The 24034-nt window shown below is 50.9% G+C and carries 21 protein-coding genes; 14 read left to right on the top strand and 7 right to left on the bottom strand.

The annotated features are described in order from the left end of the window. The first annotated feature begins 33 nt into the window (after positions 1–33). Together thrB and AC5JLP_RS32325 are read left to right on the top strand one after the other, a co-directional pair. On the top strand, positions 34–960 hold the full coding sequence (gene thrB / locus AC5JLP_RS32320) for a homoserine kinase (RefSeq protein ID WP_496071977.1): 927 nt from the start codon (positions 34–36) through the stop codon (positions 958–960). 98 nt (positions 961–1058) lie between these two features. After that, a complete protein-coding gene (locus AC5JLP_RS32325; RefSeq protein WP_496071978.1) occupies positions 1059–1982 on the top strand; it encodes an ion channel in 924 nt (307 codons plus the stop codon). 12 nt (positions 1983–1994) lie between these two features. On the opposite strand, the gene AC5JLP_RS32330 is transcribed toward AC5JLP_RS32325, so the two are convergent. Continuing rightward, positions 1995–2267 (bottom strand): hypothetical protein, encoded by a 273-nt coding sequence (locus tag AC5JLP_RS32330; protein ID WP_496071979.1) that lies wholly within the window; start codon positions 2265–2267, stop codon positions 1995–1997. A gap of 174 nt (positions 2268–2441) precedes the next feature. On the opposite strand from AC5JLP_RS32330, the gene AC5JLP_RS32335 reads away from it, so the two are divergent. Further along, entirely contained in the window at positions 2442–3665 is a 1224-nt protein-coding gene (locus AC5JLP_RS32335) for a heavy metal-binding domain-containing protein (protein WP_496071980.1), read from the top strand. Between the two features lie 125 nt (positions 3666–3790). Here AC5JLP_RS32335 and AC5JLP_RS32340 read toward each other — a convergent pair whose 3' ends face one another. Further along, complete coding sequence (locus tag AC5JLP_RS32340) at positions 3791–4486, bottom strand: dienelactone hydrolase family protein (protein WP_496071981.1); 696 nt, start codon at positions 4484–4486, stop codon at positions 3791–3793. A 274-nt stretch (positions 4487–4760) separates the two neighbouring features. Here AC5JLP_RS32340 and AC5JLP_RS32345 point away from each other — a divergent pair, with 274 nt between their 5' ends. From AC5JLP_RS32345 to frr, 8 genes are all read left to right on the top strand, one after another. Further along, positions 4761–6977, top strand: coding sequence for a phosphoketolase family protein (locus AC5JLP_RS32345; RefSeq protein WP_496071982.1), 2217 nt, complete (start codon positions 4761–4763; stop codon positions 6975–6977). Between the two features lie 334 nt (positions 6978–7311). Beyond that, a complete protein-coding gene (locus tag AC5JLP_RS32350; RefSeq protein WP_496071983.1) occupies positions 7312–7710 on the top strand; it encodes a hypothetical protein in 399 nt (132 codons plus the stop codon). Positions 7711–8240: 530 nt separating this feature from the next. Further along, positions 8241–8786, top strand: a complete 546-nt coding sequence (gene rfbC / locus AC5JLP_RS32355; protein WP_496071984.1) for a dTDP-4-dehydrorhamnose 3,5-epimerase — start codon at positions 8241–8243, stop codon at positions 8784–8786. Positions 8787–8815: 29 nt separating this feature from the next. Then, positions 8816–9889: a glucose-1-phosphate thymidylyltransferase gene (locus tag AC5JLP_RS32360; protein WP_496071985.1), complete on the top strand. Its 1074-nt coding sequence runs from the start codon at positions 8816–8818 to the stop codon at positions 9887–9889. Between the two features lie 189 nt (positions 9890–10078). Further along, a complete protein-coding gene (locus AC5JLP_RS32365; RefSeq protein ID WP_496071986.1) occupies positions 10079–11491 on the top strand; it encodes a glycosyltransferase family 4 protein in 1413 nt (470 codons plus the stop codon). A 113-nt stretch (positions 11492–11604) separates the two neighbouring features. Continuing rightward, positions 11605–12708: a dTDP-glucose 4,6-dehydratase gene (rfbB, locus tag AC5JLP_RS32370; protein WP_496071987.1), complete on the top strand. Its 1104-nt coding sequence runs from the start codon at positions 11605–11607 to the stop codon at positions 12706–12708. A gap of 224 nt (positions 12709–12932) precedes the next feature. After that, the gene (gene pyrH / locus AC5JLP_RS32375; protein ID WP_496071988.1) at positions 12933–13661 is read left to right on the top strand and encodes a UMP kinase; all 729 of its coding nucleotides are present in this window, start codon (positions 12933–12935) and stop codon (positions 13659–13661) included. Continuing rightward, on the top strand, positions 13648–14196 hold the full coding sequence (frr, locus tag AC5JLP_RS32380; RefSeq protein ID WP_496071989.1) for a ribosome recycling factor: 549 nt from the start codon (positions 13648–13650) through the stop codon (positions 14194–14196). The genes pyrH and frr overlap by 14 nt, the downstream gene beginning before the upstream one ends. A 107-nt stretch (positions 14197–14303) precedes the next feature. On the opposite strand, the gene AC5JLP_RS32385 is transcribed toward frr, so the two are convergent. After that, the gene (locus AC5JLP_RS32385) at positions 14304–14474 is read right to left on the bottom strand and encodes a family 2 glycosyl transferase (protein WP_496071990.1); all 171 of its coding nucleotides are present in this window, start codon (positions 14472–14474) and stop codon (positions 14304–14306) included. 595 nt (positions 14475–15069) lie between these two features. Between AC5JLP_RS32385 and AC5JLP_RS32390 the strand changes: the two genes are divergently transcribed. Beyond that, positions 15070–16194, top strand: coding sequence for a geranylgeranyl reductase family protein (locus AC5JLP_RS32390; RefSeq protein WP_496071991.1), 1125 nt, complete (start codon positions 15070–15072; stop codon positions 16192–16194). Between the two features lie 91 nt (positions 16195–16285). Here the strand turns inward: AC5JLP_RS32390 and AC5JLP_RS32395 are convergent, their stop codons facing one another. The 3 genes from AC5JLP_RS32395 to AC5JLP_RS32405 form a co-directional block, all read right to left on the bottom strand. After that, positions 16286–17668 (bottom strand): chloride channel protein, encoded by a 1383-nt coding sequence (locus tag AC5JLP_RS32395; protein WP_496071992.1) that lies wholly within the window; start codon positions 17666–17668, stop codon positions 16286–16288. Between the two features lie 95 nt (positions 17669–17763). Continuing rightward, positions 17764–19248, bottom strand: a complete 1485-nt coding sequence (locus AC5JLP_RS32400) for a NarK family nitrate/nitrite MFS transporter (RefSeq protein WP_496071993.1) — start codon at positions 19246–19248, stop codon at positions 17764–17766. Between the two features lie 718 nt (positions 19249–19966). Beyond that, entirely contained in the window at positions 19967–20137 is a 171-nt protein-coding gene (locus tag AC5JLP_RS32405) for a hypothetical protein (RefSeq protein ID WP_496071994.1), read from the bottom strand. 25 nt (positions 20138–20162) lie between these two features. On the opposite strand from AC5JLP_RS32405, the gene AC5JLP_RS32410 reads away from it, so the two are divergent. Next, entirely contained in the window at positions 20163–21074 is a 912-nt protein-coding gene (locus AC5JLP_RS32410; protein WP_496071995.1) for an ABC transporter permease, read from the top strand. Positions 21075–21334: 260 nt separating this feature from the next. After that, the gene (gene gpmI, locus AC5JLP_RS32415; RefSeq protein ID WP_496071996.1) at positions 21335–22951 is read left to right on the top strand and encodes a 2,3-bisphosphoglycerate-independent phosphoglycerate mutase; all 1617 of its coding nucleotides are present in this window, start codon (positions 21335–21337) and stop codon (positions 22949–22951) included. Positions 22952–23103: 152 nt separating this feature from the next. Here gpmI and AC5JLP_RS32420 read toward each other — a convergent pair whose 3' ends face one another. After that, positions 23104–23940, bottom strand: a complete 837-nt coding sequence (locus tag AC5JLP_RS32420; protein WP_496071997.1) for a Cof-type HAD-IIB family hydrolase — start codon at positions 23938–23940, stop codon at positions 23104–23106. Positions 23941–24034 lie beyond the last annotated feature (94 nt).

Genomic DNA, 24034 nt, shown 5'->3' on the forward strand with positions numbered 1-24034 from the left:
AAATGAAACGGTTCAATATCTTGCCGCATTTTTGTGATTTCTACTGTTAATGTTACGGTTCCAGCGACTACCGCTAACTTGGGGCCGGGCTTTGATTGTCTGGGAGCAGCACTGACGCTCTCAAATCAGTTTTGCTTTTCGCTGCCGCCTGGTGATGAGACGGTTGTGATTACGGCGATCGGTGCAGAAGCTCATCTGGTGACAACAGATGAGAGCAATCTGGCGTACCAGGCGTTTATCAGGGTTTACCACCACTTAAAGCAAGCGCCGCCGCCTGTAAAGATTGAGATTCAGTTGGGTGTACCGTTGTCACGTGGGTTGGGTAGCTCGGCGACGGCGATCGTGGGTGGTCTGGTAGGAGCCAATAAGCTGGCAGGATCGCCACTCACGGTTGAGGTTTTGATGCAACTGGCGATCGCCCTTGAGGGGCACCCCGATAACGTCGTGCCAGCACTGGTGGGAGGATGCTGCCTGTCCGCAACGGGGATCGATCGCGATTGGGAGCTTTGCGAAATCCCTTGGCATAGCAGCGTCATTCCGATCGTCGCCATCCCAGCCTTTGAGCTTTCTACAAAGGTGGCTCGACAAGTGCTGCCAAACTCCTACAGCCGTGCTGATGCCGTCTTTAATGTGGCACATTTGGGTTTACTACTGCGTGGGCTAGAAACGGGTAACGGGGAATGGCTCAAGGCTGCCATGCAGGATCGCATCCATCAGCCCTATCGACAGGCACTCATTCCAGGCTATGAAGCGGTACAAACGGCTGCACTCAAGGCAGGAGCGTATGGCCTGGTGATCAGTGGCGCGGGGCCAACCCTACTGGCGCTGGCAAATCCGCAAACAGCAGAAACAGTGAAGGATGCGATCGCCACTGCCTGGACTGAGCAAGCGTTTGCCGTGCAGGTGCATAGACTTCAAATTGATCATCAGGGCGCGATCGCGCAAACCATCACGAAGTAAAGCAATCTCACTGCGATCAGCATCGTGCCAGCAGCATCGTGTACGTTACAACGTAGGAACCTCAGCTTGCTATCGACCCTTTGTTACGATCGCACATTATGAAACGCCGCTTTAGAAAATTACTTTCAAAAAAACGCCAACGCCGTATTCCGCACGTTCACATTAAAGTCCAGGATGGGCGCTTTCAGGTAGACGGTGCCGGGGCCTGGTATTCTTACTGGCGTGACCCCTACCATCTGCTGCTGACACTTCCCTGGAGCGGGTTTCTGGCATTCATCGTGCTGTCGTATGCTGCCATCAATTCGCTGTTTGCAGTGCTGTATCTCATCGGTGGCGATTGCATTGCCAATGCCCGTCCAGGCTCGTTTCTAGATGCGTTTTTCTTCAGCGTAGAAACGATCGCCTCGATCGGCTACGGGGCCATGTACCCCAGAAATGACTACGCCAATGCGATCATGACGATTGAGGCAATGGTCAGTCTGGTCGGTGTTGCTGTGTTGACGGGGTTGGCCTTTGCCCGCTTCTCTCGACCCACCGCGCGGGTGTTGTTCAGTCGTGTTGCCGTCATTGCACCCAATGATGGTGTCCCTGCCCTCTTTTTTCGCACAGCAAACCAGCGCCGCAACCAAATTCTGGAAGCCCAGTTGCGTGTGTATCTCCTGCGTGACGAAGTGCGATCGGATGGGCAGTTTATTCGTCGCATCCATGACCTTCGCCTGATGCGGGACCAATCACCAGGGTTTATGCTTAGTTGGCTGGCAATCCACTTAATTGACGAAACTAGTCCTCTCTATGGCATGACCGCCGAAGCACTGGTGCAAACTCAGGCAACCATCTCCGTTTCACTCAGTGGCATTGACGAAACCGTTGCACAGGTGGTGCATGCGCGTCATATCTACGCTGCCACTGAAATTCTCTGGAATAATCAGTTTGTTGACATTATTCGCCACACGGAGGATGGCGATCGCTACATCGATTACAACTACTTTCACGATGTCATCCCACTTGCACTAGACGAATGACGAATCGCTCAATCACCTTGCCGCGTTATTGGCATCTGTAGGGTCTACTTCATCTGTAGGCGTCATATCTTTGACCACAACCCGACCACGCTCTACAACGGTACATTGTTTTGGCACAACACGATCAGACGCGATCGTTACCCGACTCTTCAAGGCATTTTTTCCGCCAATATGGTCTGCTCTAGCTTGATCACTCTTAGCTTGAACACAATGTTCGTGGTGTTGCATTGCTTGCTGCTGCTGGTTAAGCACCACGGCACAACAAGCAGAGGCAGGAACTGTCATGTAAACCTCTCTCAATGATCTTATTCTTCCGTATTTCCTGGATTTTCTCTTCATTCCAATTGGGTATACAACGTAAGAGGTTCCCGTAGCAATTGCTTCCACAAGGCAAACAAGATAAATAAAACGGGCAAGACGGGCGCGATGCCCACCCCATACATTGCGAGGACACGACGGATGGCTATCATTACAGGCTTATCGGGCAATGAAATCTTTTGCCTCCAGCGCCAGGGGCTTACACCGGGCGATCTCGTCATTGGCAACAGTGTCATTTCGCTAGGGCTGATTGGCAGCATCAGTTCGGGACTCAAAACGCTTTTTGGAGGAGAGGTACATCAGGTGACGCGCATCATCCATGAAGGGCGGCAGCGAGCCTATGCGCGCATGGTTGCCGAGGCAAAGCGGCATGGTGGCGTGGGTATTACAGGCGTGGCGAATGAACTAGTGCTGCATGGGACAAATGTCGAGTTTTTGGCGATCGGCTCTTGCCTCCATCATGCTGAAGCCAGAACTGAAACGCTGGAGTTCTCGACGGCTGCGGATGGTCAAGCGCTCTATTGCCAAATGGATGCAGGCTTTGAGCCGAAACGGTTTGTGTTCGGCAACGTTGCCTACTCGATCGGGCTGGGGGGCGGTTTGATTGGCATCTTGAAAAGCTTGCAGCGCGGCGAAATCAAAGAGTTTTCGCAGATTTTCAATGAAACGCGACATCTAGCCCTCAAACGCATTAAGGCAGAAGCGCGAGAAGCGGGTGCAAATGCAGTCGTTGGCATCAAAACCTCAATTCTGCCCTTTGCGGGAATGCAAGAAATGGTCATGATTGGCACTGCCTCAAAACATCCAGCCTTGCCGATCGGCTTCAATCAAAACCCCATTACCAGCGACCTCACAAACGATGAAATGTGGGGACTGATGAATCAGGGCTATATGCCGATTCAACTCGTGCTTGGCGTTTCAGTGTATTCCCTCGGCCTGGTAGGTGGCATTACCTCCTTCTTCAAATCCTTTGTGCGCGGCGAAATCCAGGAAGTCACTACGCTGATCTACGAAGCGCGTGAAGAAGCCCTTGCCCACATTGCCGAAGAAGCCCGTCGTTGCAGTGCCGATCAGGTCGTTGGCATCAAAACTTACGTGTATAACCTGGGCGGCGGAATCATCGAATTTATGGCGATCGGTACCGCTGTCAAAAAAATGCCTGGAGTCGGCACCCACTCTGAAACGCTGCCACCCCAGGCAATCATCCGCGATCAAGACACCTTCATCAACACTGCCGAAGCCACGAATGTTTCGTCGCTCAACCAACCAACCAACACAAAGAACGCCGTCACTACCTTTGTCGGCTTTGGAGTCTTTGCTCTCTGGCTAATCTTTATCTTCCTCCGCGTTCTCTTGCATCACTAGTAGTCAGCATGAGCAGTCAGCGGGCAGCGGGCAGCTATCAGCCATCAGCTTCTACCCATTCCCAACTCCCTATTCCCGACTCCCGACTCTGCCTTCTGCCTTTTACCTTCTGCCCTCTGCCTTCCCTACTGCATTTCCCCTGTTCCAAGATATGCCTCAAAGAAGGCCAGCACTCGTTGCCAAGAGTCGATCGCCGCATCAGCATCATACATACGACTGCGATCGTTAAAAAACGAATGCTTTGCTCCCTCATAGATCTTGATGTCGTGATCAACGTCGTACTGCGTTAGAGCGGCTTCTAGCTTGCGCCCTGATTTTGCCGTGAAATCTTGGCTGGGATAAGACCCCACAACGGGACAGACACGGGCAACAGCTTCCAGTGGTCGCGGATTGGCACCGTAATAGGGAGCAATCACCTTGAGGCGTTCATCAGTACAGGCCCATGCCACTGCAAACCCTCCACCCAGACAAAACCCGATCGCGCCCAGCTTTTCTGCATCGACATTCGGTTGCTCAGCTAAAAACGTGAGTGCCGCTTTTAGATCATGAATGCCACCATGATCCAGCGCGTTGGTAAATATGTCAGCCAGGAAGCGCACCATGCAAACCACGCGATTCCGTCCCGTAAATAGATCAACAGCTAAGGCAGCATAGCCTGCATCGGCAAAACGTTGCGTAATGTCTTTAATATTCTCTGTCAGCCCAAACACTTCGTGAATCACAACCACGCCTGGAAACGTCCCCGCACCGTCGGGACACGCATAGTAAGCGTGAAGTGTTTCCTTCCCAGATGTGAACGTTAGTGATCGCAGCAGAGACATCGGCAAAATACTTTAACTAGATGGCCTTGAGTCTAGCAGGTTGCCTGTGGATGTAAGGCATCAATCAGTTCCGGGGTTACACCATTTACAGGTAACTAGGCTACAAATCAAGAACCTCAAATAGTGATGGAACAAAGCTTCTGTAAGTCAAAACTCAAAACTCAAAACTGGTATTAGCCATCCAAACTCACACCACCTTTTTGTGCAACGGGCTGTGTACTATTGTTAAAAGGCGATCGCCGCCAAACTCTTCGTTGCAGTAGGTATCTCAAGCATGACCGCAGTGACTCCCAATTCCCAATCCGTGAGCGCTCCAGCCTTTTGCGAAGGCATCCAATATTTCAGTGATTCAGTTTCAGGGTTTGATGCCTACGGCAAAGCTCCGGTGATTGGAGACGGACACACTGCGATCGCTGATCTCGCTGATCCGGCTGCGGCGTACCAAACGCTTTTGTATGCGGATGCGCTGCGCTATCTGATTTTGCAAGTCACGGCGAGTAAAGCATCGGGACATCCAGGTGGCTTTGCGAGTCAGGCAGAAGCCTACGCTGCCCTGGTGATGCTGGGCTACAAAAATATCATTACGGAAGTAGGGCACCATGCACCCGGTTTCTACAGCGCCATGTTTCTGGATCGATCACTAGAGGACATGGGCATTACCACCGTCCAGCAGTTGCGCGATCGCTTCCGCGAACAGCATGGGCTATTGGGCCATCTTTCTGGCTTCATTCCAGGCATTCTTGCGCCAGCAGGCCCACTGGGGCAGGGGCAGCACTTCGCCATGTCAGCCGCACTTCTTCATCGAGACAAGCTCTTTCCGTTCACGGTCGGTGATGGGGGCTTGGGTGAGCCATACATTGTGAGCGCGATCGCCCACTTCCACACGGCCTATCCACACGCCACCAACTTCCTGCCTGTCCTTGTCTGGAACGGCTACTCGCAAGAACACCACAGCATGGTATCGCTGAAAACGAATGCGGAAATGGAGGCATACTGGCGCGGCAACGGGTTTGAACAAGTCGTGCTGATTGATGCCAAAGACTTTGACGACCAAAACCAGCCTGGAGCGTATGTAGACAACACCGCTTTCTCGTTTGAGCAACGACTCGCCTTTGGTCAGGCCGTGCTGGCAAAAACCGACGAAGCGGCGCGATCGGCGTTGGGTGGCAAACTTACCGTGCTTATCATCAAGCAGCTTAAAGGAGCCGGAGTGCATGCCCGTGGGTCAAAATCTCATAACCTTTATGCCCAGCACACGTTAGAAAACCCTGACATTATTGCAGCCCTTCATGCTCGTGCCTTGACTCCTGCTGCCTGGGAGCTAGTGCGGACTAACTGCGAACGGGCAAGCGGTGGCCCTGCGAGTAAAACAGCCGTTACGGAGTCTGTGCTTCCCTTACCTGATTTAGGTTCACTACCGTTAGAAGAATTTACGGTTGGTGGCGACTCAAAAGTCTCGACAACGGCGATGGGCAAACTGGTTGCCGCTGTAGGGCAAGCTGATCCCGGCTTTGTGGTAACAAATGCAGACGGCAATGAAGCCTCTGGGATCGCCAATATCAACCAGGTGCTCAAAATCATTCACCCAACTGAAGATCCCCTTTACTACCAGAAACCCATTGGTCAGGTTTACGAACCGCTGAGCGAGGATGCTTGCGCGGGCCTAGCCGCTGGTTTAGCACTGATGGGATCGCGATCGCTCTGGTGTTCTTATGAATCCTTTGCCATTAACGGGCTACCCATCTGGCAGACGGTCACGCAAGCAATGGCAGAACTTCGCCGACCCACACCTGCCACCGTAACGCTCTTTACCGCTGGTGCGTTAGAACAGGGGCGCAATGGTTGGACGCATCAACGGCCAGAGATTGAAGCCTATTTTGCTGCCATGATGCGAAACGGCAATGTATTTCCGCTTTTTCCACCCGATGCTAATAGCATTCAGGTGTGCTACGAGTGGGCGCTGTCGCAGAAAAACAAGGGTGTTGTGATTACTGCCAGCAAATCCCCTTTGCCCATTCGGATGACGTTTGAGCAGGCAAAGCAAGCGATCGCCAACGGTGCCCTTACCCTCCGCGAAACTAGTGGTAGCAAAACCGTCGTCTTTGCAGTCATTGGCGATATGACGTTGCTGCCAGTCTTTGAAACGGCTACACGCCTCACGGCAGAAGGGATTGGTGTACGCATAGTCTCCGTCGTCAACCCTCGCCGCCTGTACCGCACTTCAGATGTTGCCTGGGATCTCTGCTCTGAACCCGATGGTGACTTCTTGAGTGATACGGCCTTTGAGTCGCTGTTTGGCGGCGATGCGCTTGTGGGTGTGACGGGTGGCGCTAGCGGTATGCTAGAGCCAATCATGCTGCGAAGCGCTGCTAAACGAGATACGTTCGCTTGGAAACGTGGTGAAACAACGGCTAGCGCTGGAGAATTGATGTCAGTCAACGGTATTACAGCAGCAGCACTGGCAGAACGTGCCATCGCATTAATTGGTTAGAGGTATTACAGGCAACCGCTATCATCTCAAATTCCATGCCTGCCGAATCCCTATTTTTCGTCAATTTTTGCGAGATGTTACCTGAAACGCCACGATCGCACCTGATAAGATTCGTTCACATAGCCTTACGATATTTCAAGCGCTTAAGCTATGGTAATGTGCATAGGGTTCATAGTGTATGAGCAATGGCTTAAAGCTTATTCCTTTCGAGGGATTAATGATAGCGACCTGTTAGCTCTATAAATGATAGAGATATCAATTACAGGGGCATTGCCTCGTTATCGATTGCTCAAAGACAGTCAATCACTACAGATTTATTGAGGAGAACTCCGCTATGTTGAAACGAATTGCGATTGCTGCTACGGTTGCACTTTCGCTGGGTTATGCTGCTGCTGCCTCTGCGGCCCCCTTGGCAGTGACCACTTCCCCCGACAGCGAAACGATTGTAGGCGGTCGCTCGGTTGATCTTCCTACGCCACCCGTCACACCGATCTATTTCACACTGCCGATCGAACTGGCGATCGTGAAAGACCCTGCTATCACCACAAATACCCCCATCACTGACGGTACGCCGACCGACTATCCGGCTTGGGGTGAGAAAATTAGAGCGTGCTTGCTTCAGAAGCCAGTCTTCCTTAGAAAGGTTGGAGACGGCCAAGAGCCTTTCGTTGTTGGCGGTTCAGAAGGAACCATTAAGCTCAACGCCAACGACAAGCCTGTTTGCAGCGTTTAAGCTTCAACTTGTCAGACCACTCTCAATATGAAGTAGGCGTAGCAAAGCAGCAATTAGGAAACTCCGTTTCATCTGATTGCCTTCGCTACGCTTTTGCATAAGTGGCTTCATCTGAACACGACTAAGAACTTGGGAAACTGAAGAAAAGTCTGTGCGCCTACCACTGTGATCCAAAACCATTAGCCTCTAAGCAAGTCATCTTTAAACAAGGGGATGTCCTGGTTTTTAGGAATAGATGGGCACCAGCAGGCTTGCTGTTTCCTTTAAGACTTGACACAAATGTATCTGTATTGCAACTGAGTGCTTTGCTGAGTGGATTTACGGATGCCAGCATGAATTCACATATTACAGGCGGTTTTTGAGTAGGATCTTCATTTTTTAATGAAGATTTTTCCTACGCATTGAGTATTAACCGATCAGCAGGCTATAACGCTTAGAGTTAGCGCACAAAAGTTGGGAAAATTGAGTGCAAAGTTCTCATAAAACGCTTTAAATCTTGGGTGTAGGGGACGTATTGTGAGGATTCTTCGATGAACGTTTTGCCCACTGAAATACCCGATGTCATGCTCTTTGAGCCTCGCGTCTTTGAAGACGATCGCGGCTTCTTCTTTGAAAGCTTTAATGAACGTGTCTTTGCCGATAAAACTGGCTTTACTGGTCAGTTCGTGCAAGACAACCACTCGCGTTCCTGCCAAAACGTCCTGCGGGGGTTGCATTACCAGATCCAACAGCCTCAGGGTAAGTTAGTGCGGGCCATTGTCGGCGCTATCTTAGATGTCGCAGTTGACCTTCGTCAGCATTCGCCAACGTTTGGGCAATGGGTGAGCCGACCCCTGAGCGCTGAAAACAAGCACATGCTTTGGGTGCCTGCTGGGTTTGGTCACGGCTTTGTAGTGCTTTCAGACGTTGCCGAAGTGCTGTACAAAGCGACCGACTACTACGCGCCGCAATACGAGCGTTGCGTGCTTTGGAATGATCCTGATTTAGCGATCAATTGGTCTCTAGCCGCAGAACCAATTTTGTCTACGAAAGATCAAGCCGGAAAGCCGCTTAAACTAGCCGAAGTCTATCCTTAACACATAACGCTCATCCAGAGACCCTTTTTATGAAAGCAATTATTCTTAGTGGTGGTAAGGGTACACGGTTACGTCCATTGACCCACACGGGAGCCAAGCAGTTGGTGCCTGTTGCAAACAAACCCATTCTTTGGTACGGCATTGAAGCCATTGTAGCGGCAGGCATTACAGAAATTGGGATTATCATCAGCCCCGAAACGGGTGAAGAAGTGAAGGCAAAAACGGGTGATGGCGAGCGTTTTGGTGCCAGAATCACTTACATTTTGCAAGAGCACCCGGCTGGTCTAGCGCATGCCGTCAAGATTGCCCGTCCCTTTCTGGGCAATGCGCCCTTTGTCATGTACTTGGGTGATAACCTGATTCAAAACGAACTTGGCGGGTTTTTAAATCACTTTAAGGATCAGCACATGGATGCGCTCATCATGTTGCGTCCTGTTGCTAATCCAAGCGCCTTTGGCGTTGCTCAGGTAGATGGGCAGGGGCGAGTCATCCACTTAGTCGAAAAGCCCAAAGTGCCGCCATCAAATCTAGCGTTGGTCGGCATTTACTTTTTTGCGCCTACCATTCATGGGTCGATCGATTGCATTCAACCGTCTGCGCGAGGTGAGCTTGAAATTACGGATGCTATCCAAAACCTGATTGACCAGAAAAAGCACGTCGAGGCACGCCAAATCGAAGGGTGGTGGCTGGACACGGGCAAAAAAGATGACTTACTCGAAGCCAATCAGATTATCCTCGATACGTGTTTGACACTAGACCTTGGTGGCGAAGTGGATGCTCAAACCCAAATTTCTGGGCGTGTACAGATTGGTTCTGGTTCCAAGCTCGTCAATTGTACTGTACGTGGCCCTGTGACAATTGGGAAAAATTGCCACCTGGAAAACTCTTTTATTGGTCCTTACAGTAGTATTGCGGATCAAGTAACGCTCATTGACGCAGATTTAGAACATAGTGTGATCCTTCAAGGTGCACGGATTGTCGGTATTCATCAGCGGATTGTTGACAGTGTGATTGGACAGCGCGCTCACCTTAAAACGGCACCGCAACGTCCTAAAGCGCTTCGTTTTATGATTGGCGACGACTGCCAAATTGAGCTAGCCTAGCGGCACTAGCGTTAGTATTGCTCCTGCACTGTGATGTCGATCGCGGCTCGATCTATTCTCAACGCACTGATCCTCAATACATGGATTGAAACACCCAAACACTAACCAATAGTAGAAGCTGTTAGCCTGCACACCATGTTATAGAACTGCTTAGCCAATGGGTGTATTACCAGTGTTTAAAAGCTTGATATGACTACCAATAAACCTCGTGTGCTGCTTGTGGCAGAACATGCATCGGCAAAATTTGGCGGTGAGGCGGTACTACCGCTCCATTACTTTCGCGTGTTGCGTAAACGCCAAGTGGAAGTCTGGTTGGTTGTGCATGAACGCACTCGTGATGAGTTAAAGCTGCTTTTGGGGAAGGATTTCGATCGAGTCTATTTTGTCTCTGATACCCACCTGCATCGGCTTTTATGGAAAGTTGGTCGTTTTCTGCCACATCGCCTAGCATATGTCACCGTTGGCTTTGTATCGCGCCTTCTCACTCAGATGGAGCAGCGTCTTCTGGTGCGAGAAACGGTACAGCACCACCAAATTAACCTGGTACATCAACCAATTCCCGTCTCCCCTAAAGAGCCATCGCTGATTTTTGACGTGGGTGCGCCAGTCATCATTGGCCCCATGAATGGTGGCATGAACTACCCGCCCTCCTTCCAGTACATGCAAAGCCGCTTTGTCCATCTCACGCTTGGAATTGGTCGTCTGATAGCAAATTGGTTGAATTGGCTATTACCGGGCAAGCGTCGAGCAGCAGCCTTACTCGTAGCAAACGCACGTACCCATGCGGCACTACCTAAGGGTACCTGTGACTGCGTGGTTGAGCTGTATGAGAATGGCGTTGATCTGTCGATTTGGCAACCAGAGCTTGCAAGCAGTAAGGTGGCTTCCAAATATGCACATTCAGAGTATGCACATTTAGAAGCAACGGTGCAACCCACAAAATTTGTTTTTGTCGGTCGACTTGTTCACTGGAAAGCGGTTGACCTTCTGCTGATTGCCTTTGAGCGCGTTGCCCGCACCCTACCCGTTGAGCTAGAAATTATTGGTAATGGGCCTGAGTCTGCTCAACTGCAACAGCAGGCGATCGCCTTGGGCTTATTGCACTCAGTTCCCGATCCAGCAAGCGATCAAGGCATTCTAAAGCAACCTCAGCACAGGGGTTCAGTGACCTTTCCAGGGTGGTTGTCTCAAGCTGAGTGCGCGCAGCGGTTGCAACAGTCAGATGTGATGGTATTACCAAGTATGCTGGAGTGCGGCGGTGCCGTTGTTCTAGAATCGATGGCGATGGGCGTTCCAGTCATTGCCACAAACTGGGGTGGCCCTTCAGAGTATTTGAACGAGTCCTGTGGCATTTTGATTGAGCCGCGATCGCCAGAGTTGTTTATTGATGACCTCGCGGCAGCCATGATCCGTATGGCAGCATCTCCAGCGCTGCGTCGATCGATGGGGCAAAAGGGCTACTATCGCGCTGTGAGCCAGTTTGATTGGGATGTCAAAGCTGATGACATTCTCGACATTTATCGGCGACTCCTAAGCGACTCGTTGGTGCCACGATCGTTGACCAGGCAAAACCAGCCTGACCCTGTAATTAGTAGGGTGTAGCGCGTCATATGGCCGTCACGTCAAGTTTGCTGTTTTTCCAGTCGTCTTCAAGGCAACGCCTTCTCGGTTCCGTTCGACCAGTCTAACGTTATACATGTGAGTACTTAGAGTTTATGACCCTTATAGAGCACGAGCAATCTTTATCCAGAACCCCACGCACCATTTTAATTACGGGCGGGGCAGGTTTTATTGGCGCTAATTTTGTTCATCACTGGTGCGCAAAGTATCCCGGTGATCGCGTGGTCGTGTTGGATGCCCTCACCTATGCAGGCAACCGCAAAACGCTAGCAGTACAGGAAGAGCAAGCAAATCTACGCTTTGTAGAGGGTGATATTTGCGATCGCGCCCTGGTTGATGCCTTGCTGCAAGAAGAAGCGGTTGATACGATCGCCCACTTTGCGGCAGAGTCCCATGTTGATCGCTCCATCTTGGGGCCTGATGCTTTCGTGCGGACAAATATCAATGGCACTTTCACGCTAGTCGAAACCTTTCGGCAGTATTGGAAAGCGCAGCAGGAGCCAACGCATTTTCGCTTCCATCACGTGTCTACCGATGAGGTGTACGGTAGTTTGAGCGCTGATGATCCGGCCTTTTCTGAAACCACTCCCTATGCGCCGAACAGCCCCTACTCCGCGTCAAAAGCAGGGAGTGACCATCTGGTACGCGCTTACTACCACACCTACGGCCTGCCAACGCTCATTACAAACTGTTCCAATAACTACGGCCCCTATCACTTTCCCGAAAAACTCATCCCATTGATGTGCATCAACATTTTGATGGGCAAGCCGCTGCCTGTGTATGGCGACGGGCAGAATATTCGCGACTGGCTCTTTGTAGGTGACCATTGCAGCGCTTTGGATGTGGTGATTCATCGCGGTACTCCCGGCGAGACATACAACATTGGCGGTAATAACGAAGTCAAGAATCTGGATCTCGTGCATATGCTGTGTGCGCTGATGGACGAACTCGCACCGGAGTTACCTGTGCGACCCTCTAGCAGTTTGATTACATTTGTCAAAGACCGCGCGGGGCACGATCGCCGCTATGCCATCAACGCTACTAAACTCAAGACCGAACTGGGCTGGAGTCCTGCACAAACGATCGAAACTGGCTTGCGGCAAACGGTAGAGTGGTATCTGGCAAACCGCGACTGGTGGCAACCGCTCCTCTCTGAGGAGTACCAGGCTTACTACGCAAAAGTTTATACCAGCGTTTAGGGTAGGCGTTGGGAAGACAACTCGTCGATGGGGCACGCAACGGTGCATCACAGAGACTCTGCGCGATCGTGGGGCAGATGCTATGACGTGGAGAAGGCACAGAGAGTCACACCGTTCTACTTCACTCATGTCATCCCCCCTCGCCGATTCAAAGTGGACGAATCTCGCCACGAAGGAGTATCGTTATGGTTGAAAGCAACCTGGAGTAAGAGAAATAGCACCACATGGGAGTCACTTACCAGCGAGTCGTGCTGAAATTAAGCGGTGAAGCCCTCATGGGTGAGCTTTCTTACGGAATCGACGCCAATATTGTGCAAGATATTGCTCAAGAAGTTGCCGACGTGATTGCCACCGGAGTACAGGTGGCGATCGTCGTTGGGGGTGGCAATATCTTCCGAGGAGTCAAAGGCGCTGCTGCGGGCATGGATCGCGCGACTGCTGACTATATTGGGATGATCGCCACGGTTATGAACGCCATGACGCTCCAAGATGCGCTAGAGCAGATTGGAGTGCCGACACGCGTTCAAACCGCAATTTCCATGCAAGAAGTCGCAGAACCTTACATACGGCGACGAGCGATGCGCCACCTTGAAAAAGGGCGAGTGGTGATTTTTGGTGCAGGCTCCGGCAACCCTTTCTTTACCACAGATACCACAGCGGCGCTTCGTGCAGCTGAAATTGGGGCAGACGTATTGTTCAAGGCAACTAAAGTCGATGGCGTTTACGACTCTGATCCACGTATTAATCCTGAGGCACGCCGTTACAAATCCCTTACCTACGGGCATATTCTCACGCAAGATCTACGGGTGATGGACAGTACTGCGATATCCTTATGTAAGGACAACAATATCCCGATTATCGTGTTTGACCTTTCCGTAAAAGGAAACGTGCGTCGAGCCGTTGCGGGCGAACAAATTGGAACGCTTGTCGGAGGTTCTTGTGAAGTTAGCTGATGTAGAAGAACACATGCAGAAGGCGGTTGAAGCCGCTCAGCGATCGTTCAATACGATTCGGACTGGGCGCGCGAATGCCTCCATTCTCGATCGTGTCCAGGTCGAGTATTATGGTGCACCCACACCGCTCAAATCGCTTGCAAACATTAATACACCCGATGCTTCGACGATCACGGTACAACCATTCGATCGTGGCAGCCTCAGCCTTATTGAAAAGGCCATTTCGCTGTCTGATATTGGGCTGACGCCAAACAATGATGGCTCGACGATTCGTCTTAATATCCCGCCACTGACGAGCGATCGACGCAAAGAGTTAGTCAAAATGGCCGCAAAATACGCTGAAGAAGGTAAGGTGTCGATTCGCAACATTCGGCGCGATGCGGTTGATTCGGTGCGAAAGCAAGAAAAGAGTAGCGAATTGCCCGAAGATGAAGCTCGCGATTTGCAGGATAAGATCCAGAAGCTGACGGATAAATACACTGCCAAAGTCGACGACGTGCTTGCTGACAAAGAAAAAGACATCATGACTGTTTAGACGCGATCAGCCATCAGCCATGAAGCCACTCCAAGGAGCGTTACAAGCGACATTACCAGCCAAGGGGGTGACTCCTCCCAAGCTCTTTAACCGCTGACTGCTGCTAGCTAATGGCTAAATGCGATTTCCTGCGCTGGTCGTACAATGTAAGCAACATGCATCGGATAGCCCTCTAAATAAATGGTATCAATACGCTTGAGGGCTACTTCCCGATCTTTGTAGGAGCGAAGTGCACGTTCCTGTCCGTTGGGATACCGAATACAAACTTCCCAAAGCATAAATTTAGCCTCACCAGATGGGTTGCAATGGGCATGAGCAGATGATCAATGGCTCGTCGTAAAGCTCAATTTGAACGAGCAGCCCCCTCTTGTTCAGCATTGTCCAGCACTGGAGTGCAAAGTCGATGACTCATGACTACTGGTACTGAGCGAGGCTGCGCGCTTTATAAAAGATTTATGCTTCCATCCTAAGATTCTTATCGGAACTTTGCACTCCGTGTAACTGGTGAATCGCATAATTGAGGCGAGTACGTAGATGAGATTCATTGGCTCACTTTCAAGCGTGTCTTCCCTAAGGCTTTTGAGCGAGAATAATCCATTTTGCACTGACTTACGTCAAATAACTGAGGCTTAACGCTTGCTACTTTTAAGATGGGGCCGTCTTCAGTACAATTTCTGACGCATTTACAGTTAAGTGTATGACGATCATGTAGGTATTTTGAGCTTAGTCGTGCCTCAAATCGCAATCATGATCGATGTGAGAGTGTAAGCGAGAGTGCTTATTTAACACATCGCCTTTTAAGAGACGTTTCTGAACAAAGCCGCCAAACTGCTAGCGTCAAAGGTCTTGGAGTGTTGAAGGAGAGTCGGTCTAATGTTTGATTGCATTGTTGTGGGAGCTGGCCCTGCTGGAGCAAGTGCGGCTTACCATCTGGCAAAACGGGGTCGATCGGTGCTGCTGCTCGAAAAACAGCCGTTACCGCGCTATAAGTCGTGTAGTGGCGGGGTGTCTCCCGCGATCGCGCAATGGTTCGATTTTGATTTTGCGCCTGCCATCGATCGCAAACTGGAAAACATCTGCTATACCTGGAAGCTTGGTGATCCGGTTGATGCTAAGCTGCAAACCTCCGAGCCAATGTGGATGGTACGCCGCGATGTGTTTGATCACTTTCTCGTGCAGCAGGCACAAAAGCAGGGTGCGGAGCTAAAAGACAAGACTGAGGCAACAGGTATTGAGTTTAAAACTGATCACTGGCAGGTAAACACTCCTAATGGTGCCATCACTGGGCGTTATCTTATTGCCGCTGATGGGGCAAACGGTCTTACATCAAAATGGCTTGGCTTTAAGGAGCCGAAGCGACGGTCTGGAGCGGTTCTAGAAGTGCCAGCAGCCAACGTTGATGCCGAGAAAGCTTTTTTTGAGTTCGGCATGGTCAAAAATGGCTATATTTGGCAGTTTCCCAAAGCTGATGGCTACTCTCTGGGCATTGCAACGTTTCGCGGCCATGATCCTAATGACTTGAGCAATCTACTAACTGAATACGCTCAGAAGTCTGGTCTGAACGTGAAAGCGGGTCAACTAACGGCTCACACCCTCTGCCTGTGGGATGGAAATCAACCGCTCCACGCTCAAAATGCACTGTTGGCAGGAGAAGCTGCCTGTGTGGTTGATCCCTTCACCGCTGAAGGCATTCGTCCTGCTATCTTTACAGGAGTTAAGGCGGCAGGGGCGATCGACGAAGCACTGGCAGGCAATGTCAATGCACTGCAAGGCTATACCGATCTCATCAATAACGAATGGGGTGCTGATATGGCTTGGGCACAGCGGCTAGCTGGAGTGTTTTACCGCATTCCTCACATTGGCTACAAGGTTGGCATCAAACGCCCTGCTGCCACTGAGCGCATTGGGCAGATTTTGTGTGGTGAACTGCGTTACGCCGATGTTGCCAGTCGTGCCCTTAAGCGCCTTAGCAGCAGCTTGATCCCTGGAATGGGTTAGATTTCAGTAAGGAAGCCGTTCCGTTGGACTGAGTATAGGGGACAGGGGGCACACCCCAAACCCTTGTAACCGAGTTTGCAAGATCTGCTCCCTACACTTCTACAGGCACTTCTACCGCGATCGCTTGGGGAGCTGACTGGAAGCTTGGTTCGGCGGGGAAGATGGTGCGCGATCGCTGGGTGCCAATGAGCGAAACCTGGGTTGTGAGCAAAAAGCTGGTAAAGCTCGCAATCAAGATCACAGGCACCATCGCGGTATCGGATAAAACGCTCAGAATAACTGTGCTGCTGATGGGCGTTTTAGTAATGGCAACATTAACCGCTGCCATCATGCACACCATTGCAATGGTGGGATGCATACCAGGAAAAACCTGCACGATCGCGCAGCCAAAGGCGGCACCCAGATAAAATAGCGGGAAGATAAAACCACCCCGAAAGCCAGAATGCAGCGTGAACCCGATCGCCAGCATCTTAGTGAACCCGACAATCAGCAACATCGTTAGTCCTAACGTTGCGCCCGTTTCGACGATCGTCTGAATTTCTTTCTCACCAAAAAATAGTGTCTGAGGTACTGCCAGCGCTAGCAGACCAATAACCAATCCACCCAGCGTTGCCAACAAGATAGTGTGGTGCTCTAGCCGCTTCAGCAGAGAGCCAATCAGTCGAAAGATGACTACAAAGGTGACGGCTACCGCTGCGCCTGCTGCACCTAGTAGCAACCCATGTACCAAGCTCATCAGCGTCAGTTCTGGAATGGCTTCAAAATGGTACATACCGCCGATCGTCAGCCCTGTGTTAAACCGAAACACAAAGAAGCTGAGAATGGCTGACAGAACGGCTGGAATTAGTGCTTCATAGTATTCCAACCCGCGTCGATGCGGCAATTCCAAGGCAAACAAGGCTCCTCCTAACGGCGCGCCAAAAAAGGCACCCAACGCTGCACTCATCCCACAAAAGGTTAAGACACGAGTATTTGACAGAGTGAGCCGCAGTTTGCCACCTAACCAACCGCCAAAGCTGCCCAGAATTTGTACTAAGGGTGCTTCTGGCCCTGCACTACCGCCAGCCGTAATAGAAAACAGTGATGCCACAATCATTGCAGGCGTTTGCTTCACTTCAATCCGACCGGGATCGTGCACCTTGTCCACCACCATAGCCACTTCACCGGGCAACCCCATAAAGCGCAGGGTCAAACCCACACAAAACCCACCGATCGTCGTTGCAATCCAGACGTAGTTCCAAACGGGGAAATTGGTAGGGAAATAGGGGTCGATCGCCTCTGGCACTGCATGCCAGACCAGGTGCAGACAGGCTTCTAAGACATAGTAGTAAGCGGTCGCGACCAGACCACCCGCAATACCAATCAACGCCGCGCAAATAATTAACTGTTGATAGCCCAGTTCATTCGAGCCATAGTTGCTCTGCACTTCAAAGCTTTCAGCCGCCGCATCGTTACTTGAAGACTTGAGTACCATAGGGGTTTCCAGTGAATATAGGATGAGAGGCGCTGAACGGCTCTCAGGGGCAGAAAGCCGCTCAGCGATCGCATAAACCAATCAACGACACAGTTCTAATGCCCTACAAGGACTGGATCTTCGGCAAATGCTTCGCTCTTAGCTACAACTGGCTCTTTCAAAACGAAGGCACAGAGGAAACAAACCACGATCGCTGTCATACCCAAGCACTGAAAAAATGTGCGGTTCCCTTCAACCGTCTGAGGCAGCAAACTATAGGTGGTCGCGTAAATAACTGACCCCACACTGCCGTAAGCGCCAATGTTTCCTGCAATTTGCCCTGTGACACGCCGTTTGATCAAAGGAGCAATGCCAAATGTGGCACCCGCACCGCCAAAGACAAAGAACGCGCAGCACATCGTCATGGTGACGGCTAGAGCAAGCAACCAACCGCCTGTGATCAGGCTCATCATCATGTAGCCAACACCAACGCCGCCAATCATGGCAGTCAGTGTCCACTTGCGGCTGCCAATTTTGTCTGAAATTAAGCCACCCGCAGGGCGGGAAATTAAGTTCATAAGTGGATAGGTTGCAGCGACGGGGCCAGCGATCTGGTGGCTGAGATTAAACGTATGCTCAAAAAATTCTGGAAGCATGGAGACAACGGCTAATTCCGAGCCAAAGCTGACAGCATAGGCAAGATTGAGCACCATGATTTGGCTAATTTGATAGCGATCGTCGGGCGGGTAATGTTTCGTGCCCTGCACCACTTCACGATTTACCTGATACAGCTGATAGGTCTGAATGGCAAACAAAACGATCAGAAACGCCCAGATGCCATACATCGCTGCGGGACTGAGAAATTTCACTAACTGTAAGCGCCAAGTAATGAGTGCCAGTGCGCCAAACATCGGGATGTTGGTGAGAACAAGTGCCCAAAAGCTTTTGCGGCTGGTAACTTCCATACCGCCGTTGCGAGTGGGGCGTTGGTATTCCCTACCGGGAGGCGTGTTCTGTACGTTGAAATAGAAGATCACACCGTAAATAGCGGAGACGATTCCGCAAAGCGCGATCGCCAGTCGCCAGTTTTCATGCCCCGCATACAGAAAGGCAGAACCAAACGCAATGAGAGGCAACACCGCTTCTGCTGCAAAGGAGCCAAAATTACCCCAACCGCCGTAAATACCTTGAGCAAAGCCAATTTGCTTTGGTTGAAACCATTCCCCCACAAGACGAATGCCAACCACAAATCCAGCCCCTACAATGCCCATAGCTAAACGGCTAAGTACTAGCTGGTTAAAGTCTTGAGCCGAGGCAAAGGCAAAGCATGGAATAGCTGCATAGATTAAGAGTGCTGAAAACGTAATGCGGGGGCCAAAGCGATCGAGCACCATGCCAATAATGATTCGTGCTGGAATGGTGAGTGCTAAATTACACAAACCAATGGTGCGAGCCTGAGCAACTGTGAGATGCAAATCTTCTCTAATAACGGTGGTAAACGGCGCGTAATTAAACCACAGCACGAAGGTCAGAAAGAAAGCGAACCAGGCAAAGTTTAAGATCCGATAGGGACCTCTAAACGACAAAAGTCCTCGCAGCATGGTGATGTTTCCTGTTAGAAAATAACGTCAACAGTTGTTCAATGATCTGTATTCTTCTTTGTCATCAACAATGTGTGCTGATGTCTATACATCCGGTCTAGCAAGAATGCGCCAACGATTTGGCAGGCACTTTAGCAATGATTAGCCTCAACTACGTGCCGTTTTGGTTGTGCAAAATCGTATTGGATATACCCACAATGGTTTGATTTGGGCAGTAAGAAAATGCTTCCTTCAGGTGATGAGCCTTACGGTAAATTTGAAAAGCGTGAATAATTGTATTGAATGTAACGGTTAGAAGTAAAACTTGCATGATTGGCATTTGCTAAATGCCAATCATGCATTTACTTATAGGGGTGCCGATAAAAAGCTTAAATACGTGTCGATCGCAACGCCTAAAGCTTCAATGCTGACTACGATCGTGCCACTGTTTGTCAACACAATCTGTTTGCAAAAAACGCAATATTAAATGCTGTAAACGCATTGGGTTTAATGCTATACAAGTAATGATGCATTGCGGTGATGGATGAAATAGCAAATGGCACCAATACAGCCAACTGTAAGCGTGCTCCATTGCCTATCGCTTAGACCGCAGAATGCCCCCTTAAGTGCCTTGAGCATTGCAGAAACACCTCTAAAATTTACTGAAAGGTATTAACCCAATGCAAAAACGCTTTTCTAGAAAAGACTCCCTCGCTCAAATGCGAACCAACTGAAGCATTTAATGGCGTTTTTGGTCTAGCTTGGCAAGCAACTGTTTGGCTTCTTCGCGTTCGGGCACGTTGGCAGCAACGGCTTGCACTGTGATCAACAATCCCAACGCATCAACTAAGGTAAGGGCATGGTGGTGACTAGCATTAGCGCTGGAATGATCACATGAGCGAATAACCAAAAACTAACCTTTACACGACTTCCCTATGACCCTTTCCATATCCCAATTCTTTCGTTTTGCTGATCGTCCCTCCCTTTCTGCACGCATGACGCAGGTTGGGTTGCTCATCACCATCTTCTTTTTGGGGCTGGCAGTGCTCGCTCCGGTGTTGCAACAATTTGGTTGGTTGCAAGACCCAACAGAGTTCCTGGCAAATCCGACGCAGGAGCCACCGTCTTGGGCACATTGGTTTGGCACCACACGTTTGGGATATGATGTGCTGTCTCGCACAGTGTTTGGCAGTCAGGCAGCACTTCAGGTGGTCGTTCTAGCAACCCTGCTGAGTTTGGTCATTGGTGTACCGTTGGGCATGGTTAGCGGGTATCTGAGCGGTAAGCTCGATCGCTTGCTGCTGTTTTTGATGGATACTATTTACACGCTACCGGGACTGTTGCTATCGGTGACGCTGGCCTTTGTGGTGGGTCGTGGAGTGCTAAATGCCGCGATCGCGCTCAGCATCGCATATGTGCCGCAGTACTACCGCGTTGTGCGCAACCACACCGTTAGCGTCAAAACTGAGCTATTTATTGAGGCAGCACAGGCAATGGGCGCTTCTACCTGGGCCATTCTCAGCCGATACCTGTTTTTGAACGTGGTGCAAAGTGTGCCAGTGCTATTTACGCTCAACGCTGCCGATGCCATTCTGACGTTAGGTGGATTGGGCTTTTTGGGCTTAGGCTTGCCCGAAGAAACCGCTGAATGGGGCTACGACTTGCGGCAGGCACTGGATGGTCTCTCCACGGGCGGTATCTGGTGGACAACGTTGTTTCCCGGTCTGGCGATGACGGTGATGGTTGTGGGCTTGTCGCTGCTAGGAGAGGGCTTGAACGAGTGGATTAATCCTGCGATGAGGGTGCGATCGATTGATACTAGTGGGTTGAAGCCAAGCGGGGAGTGAGGGGGGCGGAGGAGGCAGACGGAGCGAGGTTTGAGTTGCTTTAGCAGTGAGCTTCTTTCTTCAAAAAACTAGCCTTCTTCTACTCTCCCTGCTTCCCCCGCTTTCCTTACTTCCCTGCTCCTACCCCTGGCATCCGCACAATCTTGCTAAAAGCACAAAACGCTTCATCAATCCATCAAGACTACAAAAAGATTGCAATCCGGACTCACTATAGCTTTAAGGATACAAGCGGCAATGCTATTATTTCTGAGAACTCATTCATGGAAGGGCGAGTTTCTATGGCGCAAGCGCCTATCTCTCCAGTAGTGCTGGTGATTTTGGATGGTTGGGGATATCGAGAGGACACTGATTGTAACGCCGTTACAGCAGCAAAAACCCCTGTGATTGACAGTCTTTGGACGGTGTATCCTCATACCTTAATTCGCACTTCAGGCAAGGATGTTGGGTTGCCAGACGGGCAGATGGGCAATTCAGAGGTCGGGCACCTGAACATCGGCGCTGGGCGAGTTGTACCGCAAGAATTGGTGAGAATTTCGGATGCGGTAGAAGATGGGACGTTGCTGAGCAACGCAGCTCTCGTTAAAGTCTGCCAGGATGTCAAACGAAACGGTACAAAGCTGCACCTGGTAGGGCTATGTTCGGATGGTGGCGTCCATTCGCATCTGACTCATCTGTTTGGATTGATCGACCTGGCAAAGGATCAACATCTAGATGATGTATGCATTCATGTGATTACCGATGGTCGTGATACGGCACCAACCGCTGGCAAAGTTTCCGTTGAAAAGATTCAAAACTACATTGTCGATCGTGGTATTGGGCGCATTGCCACACTCTGCGGACGCTACTACAGCATGGATCGCGACCACCGTTGGGATCGGGTCAAGCTTGCGTATGACGTGATGATGCAGGATGGCGAAGGCGATGGGCGATCGGCTCTAGACCTTTTGCTAGCCTCTTATGAAGAAGGGACACATGACGAATTCGTGCTACCCACACGGGTTGCGCCCGGTGCGGTACAGCCTGGTGATGGGGTGATTTTTTTCAACTTCCGCCCCGATCGGGCACGGCAGTTAACGCAAGCGTTCGTTGATCCCGCGTTTGATGGCTTCCAGCGGGAGCTGATTTACCCCCTCTCGTTCGTCACGTTCACTCAGTACGATTCACAGTTACCCGTTGCTGTGGCCTTTGCACCCCAGGATTTGACCAATATTCTGGGCGAAGTGATTGCCCACAACGGTTTGCGCCAGTTTCGCTCGGCTGAAACCGAAAAGTACGCCCACGTTACCTACTTTTTCAACGGCGGGATTGAAGACCCCTTTGAAGGCGAAGATCGGGAGTTGGTGCCCAGTCCGATGGTAGCCACATACGATAAAGCGCCTGCCATGTCTGCTGAGAAAGTAACGGAGGTGGCGATCGCAGCCATTGACAAGCGTATTTATTCGCTGATTGTGCTGAATTACGCCAACCCGGATATGGTGGGTCATACGGGCAAAATAGAACCGACGGTGACAGCGCTAGAAACGGTCGATCGCTGCCTCGGTCGTTTGCTAGAAAGCATTATCCAGGCAGGCGGTACCACAATTATCACCGCTGATCATGGCAACGCAGAGGTGATGTGCGATGGGCAGGGTAACCCCTGGACAGCCCATACCACCAATCCTGTACCCTTCATTCTGGTGGAAGGCGAAGGACGCAAAATTCCCGTTCATGGAACGGAGGTGCCGTTACGCGAAGACGGTCGTCTGGCCGATATTGCCCCCACCATTCTGGATATTTTGAAGCTACCTCAACCGCTTGAGATGACTGGTCGATCGATGATTCAGCCTGCTGAATTTGAGGTGAAGCCTAACCGGACTCCGGTACAGGTGTCGCGCTAGGCAGAAGATGAGGGATGAAGAGAAAGGCTAAGGGCTAAAGGCTAAAGGTGGTAAAAGCTGACCACTGACCGCTAATAATTGATAGCTGACTGCTAGATAGAGGGCAGAAGGCTCGTGCTTGCTAGAAGTCCGCTTGATCGCAAGCACTGGCGTTAGAGCAAAAACGTTTCAATGGCGGTCGCAACCCCATCGTCTTCTACATCAGGAGCGACCCAGTTGGCTAAAGCTTGAACGGCCTCTGGCGCATTGCCCATGGCAACGCCAACGCCAGCGTACTCAATCATCTCAACGTCGTTAAAGTTGTCACCGATCGCCATCACATTCGCTGGTTGTAGTCCCAAATGCTCCTCTGCCAAATAGCGCACCGCTGTTCCTTTGCTGACGAGGGGATTGGTCGCTTCAAAAAAGGTGGCAACAGATTTCGTCAGGTACAGTTCAGCAGGCGTGTAACGAGTCTGCAAACTGCCTAATAGGGTATTGATTAAGTCGGTATCATCGCTGAGTGCCAGCACTTTTGTGGGTTCCGTTGTTAAAGCGGTGCGCAAATCGCCAACTGCAAGTGGGGTAACGCCTGAACGCTCGGCATACTCTTTCGTTTCTGGCGTGATCTCGCGGACGTAAAGCTGGTCATTGATGTAGAAGTGGACAGAGAGGAGCGCTCGCAACTCTGGTTGTTCAAAATAATCCAAAAGCTGAAGCACCAATGCTTTTGGCACTGTCCAATGGCGGTAGACTTCCTGAGTCGTGGGGTCTTGAATCAAAGCACCTTGATACGCCATCAGCGGAAGAGTAGAGCCGATCGCCTGATGGAAGCGCACCGCCGCCTGATACATCCGGCCCGTCGCGATCGCGACCTGAATCCCCTTTGCCTGAGCAGCACGGACAGCCTCAATGACGGGTTTGCGAATCTCGTTTGAAACACCCGCGATCGTGCCGTCAATGTCAAGCACGAGCAGTTTGATGTCGTTACCAATAGACTGATTTTGCATGGGAAGGAAGAAAGTTTTGAGTTTTGAGTTGGAAGAGCGGTCAGCTAACCCTGCGGGAAGCAAGCTACAGCGGTCAGCTATCAGCCGCTAGCGT

It is taken from the genome of Stenomitos rutilans, from assembly GCF_059505485.1.

What these genes read in the sequence shown, in the direction of transcription:
- AC5JLP_RS32395 (WP_496071992.1), bottom strand. Translation starts at nt 17,668, where the DNA reads ATGGTACTCAAGTCTTCAAGTAACGATGCGGCGGCTGAAAGCTTTGAA.
- AC5JLP_RS32360 (WP_496071985.1), top strand. Translation starts at nt 8,816, where the DNA reads ATGAAAGCAATTATTCTTAGTGGTGGTAAGGGTACACGGTTACGTCCA.
- AC5JLP_RS32365 (WP_496071986.1), top strand. Translation starts at nt 10,079, where the DNA reads ATGACTACCAATAAACCTCGTGTGCTGCTTGTGGCAGAACATGCATCG.
- AC5JLP_RS32400 (WP_496071993.1), bottom strand. Translation starts at nt 19,248, where the DNA reads ATGCTGCGAGGACTTTTGTCGTTTAGAGGTCCCTATCGGATCTTAAAC.
- AC5JLP_RS32325 (WP_496071978.1), top strand. Translation starts at nt 1,059, where the DNA reads ATGAAACGCCGCTTTAGAAAATTACTTTCAAAAAAACGCCAACGCCGT.
- AC5JLP_RS32335 (WP_496071980.1), top strand. Translation starts at nt 2,442, where the DNA reads ATGGCTATCATTACAGGCTTATCGGGCAATGAAATCTTTTGCCTCCAG.
- rfbC (WP_496071984.1), top strand. Translation starts at nt 8,241, where the DNA reads ATGAACGTTTTGCCCACTGAAATACCCGATGTCATGCTCTTTGAGCCT.
- AC5JLP_RS32345 (WP_496071982.1), top strand. Translation starts at nt 4,761, where the DNA reads ATGACCGCAGTGACTCCCAATTCCCAATCCGTGAGCGCTCCAGCCTTT.
- AC5JLP_RS32390 (WP_496071991.1), top strand. Translation starts at nt 15,070, where the DNA reads ATGTTTGATTGCATTGTTGTGGGAGCTGGCCCTGCTGGAGCAAGTGCG.
- AC5JLP_RS32330 (WP_496071979.1), bottom strand. Translation starts at nt 2,267, where the DNA reads ATGACAGTTCCTGCCTCTGCTTGTTGTGCCGTGGTGCTTAACCAGCAG.
- AC5JLP_RS32410 (WP_496071995.1), top strand. Translation starts at nt 20,163, where the DNA reads ATGACCCTTTCCATATCCCAATTCTTTCGTTTTGCTGATCGTCCCTCC.
- AC5JLP_RS32420 (WP_496071997.1), bottom strand. Translation starts at nt 23,940, where the DNA reads ATGCAAAATCAGTCTATTGGTAACGACATCAAACTGCTCGTGCTTGAC.
- AC5JLP_RS32350 (WP_496071983.1), top strand. Translation starts at nt 7,312, where the DNA reads ATGTTGAAACGAATTGCGATTGCTGCTACGGTTGCACTTTCGCTGGGT.
- gpmI (WP_496071996.1), top strand. Translation starts at nt 21,335, where the DNA reads ATGGAAGGGCGAGTTTCTATGGCGCAAGCGCCTATCTCTCCAGTAGTG.
- AC5JLP_RS32385 (WP_496071990.1), bottom strand. Translation starts at nt 14,474, where the DNA reads ATGCTTTGGGAAGTTTGTATTCGGTATCCCAACGGACAGGAACGTGCA.
- rfbB (WP_496071987.1), top strand. Translation starts at nt 11,605, where the DNA reads ATGACCCTTATAGAGCACGAGCAATCTTTATCCAGAACCCCACGCACC.
- pyrH (WP_496071988.1), top strand. Translation starts at nt 12,933, where the DNA reads ATGGGAGTCACTTACCAGCGAGTCGTGCTGAAATTAAGCGGTGAAGCC.
- AC5JLP_RS32340 (WP_496071981.1), bottom strand. Translation starts at nt 4,486, where the DNA reads ATGTCTCTGCTGCGATCACTAACGTTCACATCTGGGAAGGAAACACTT.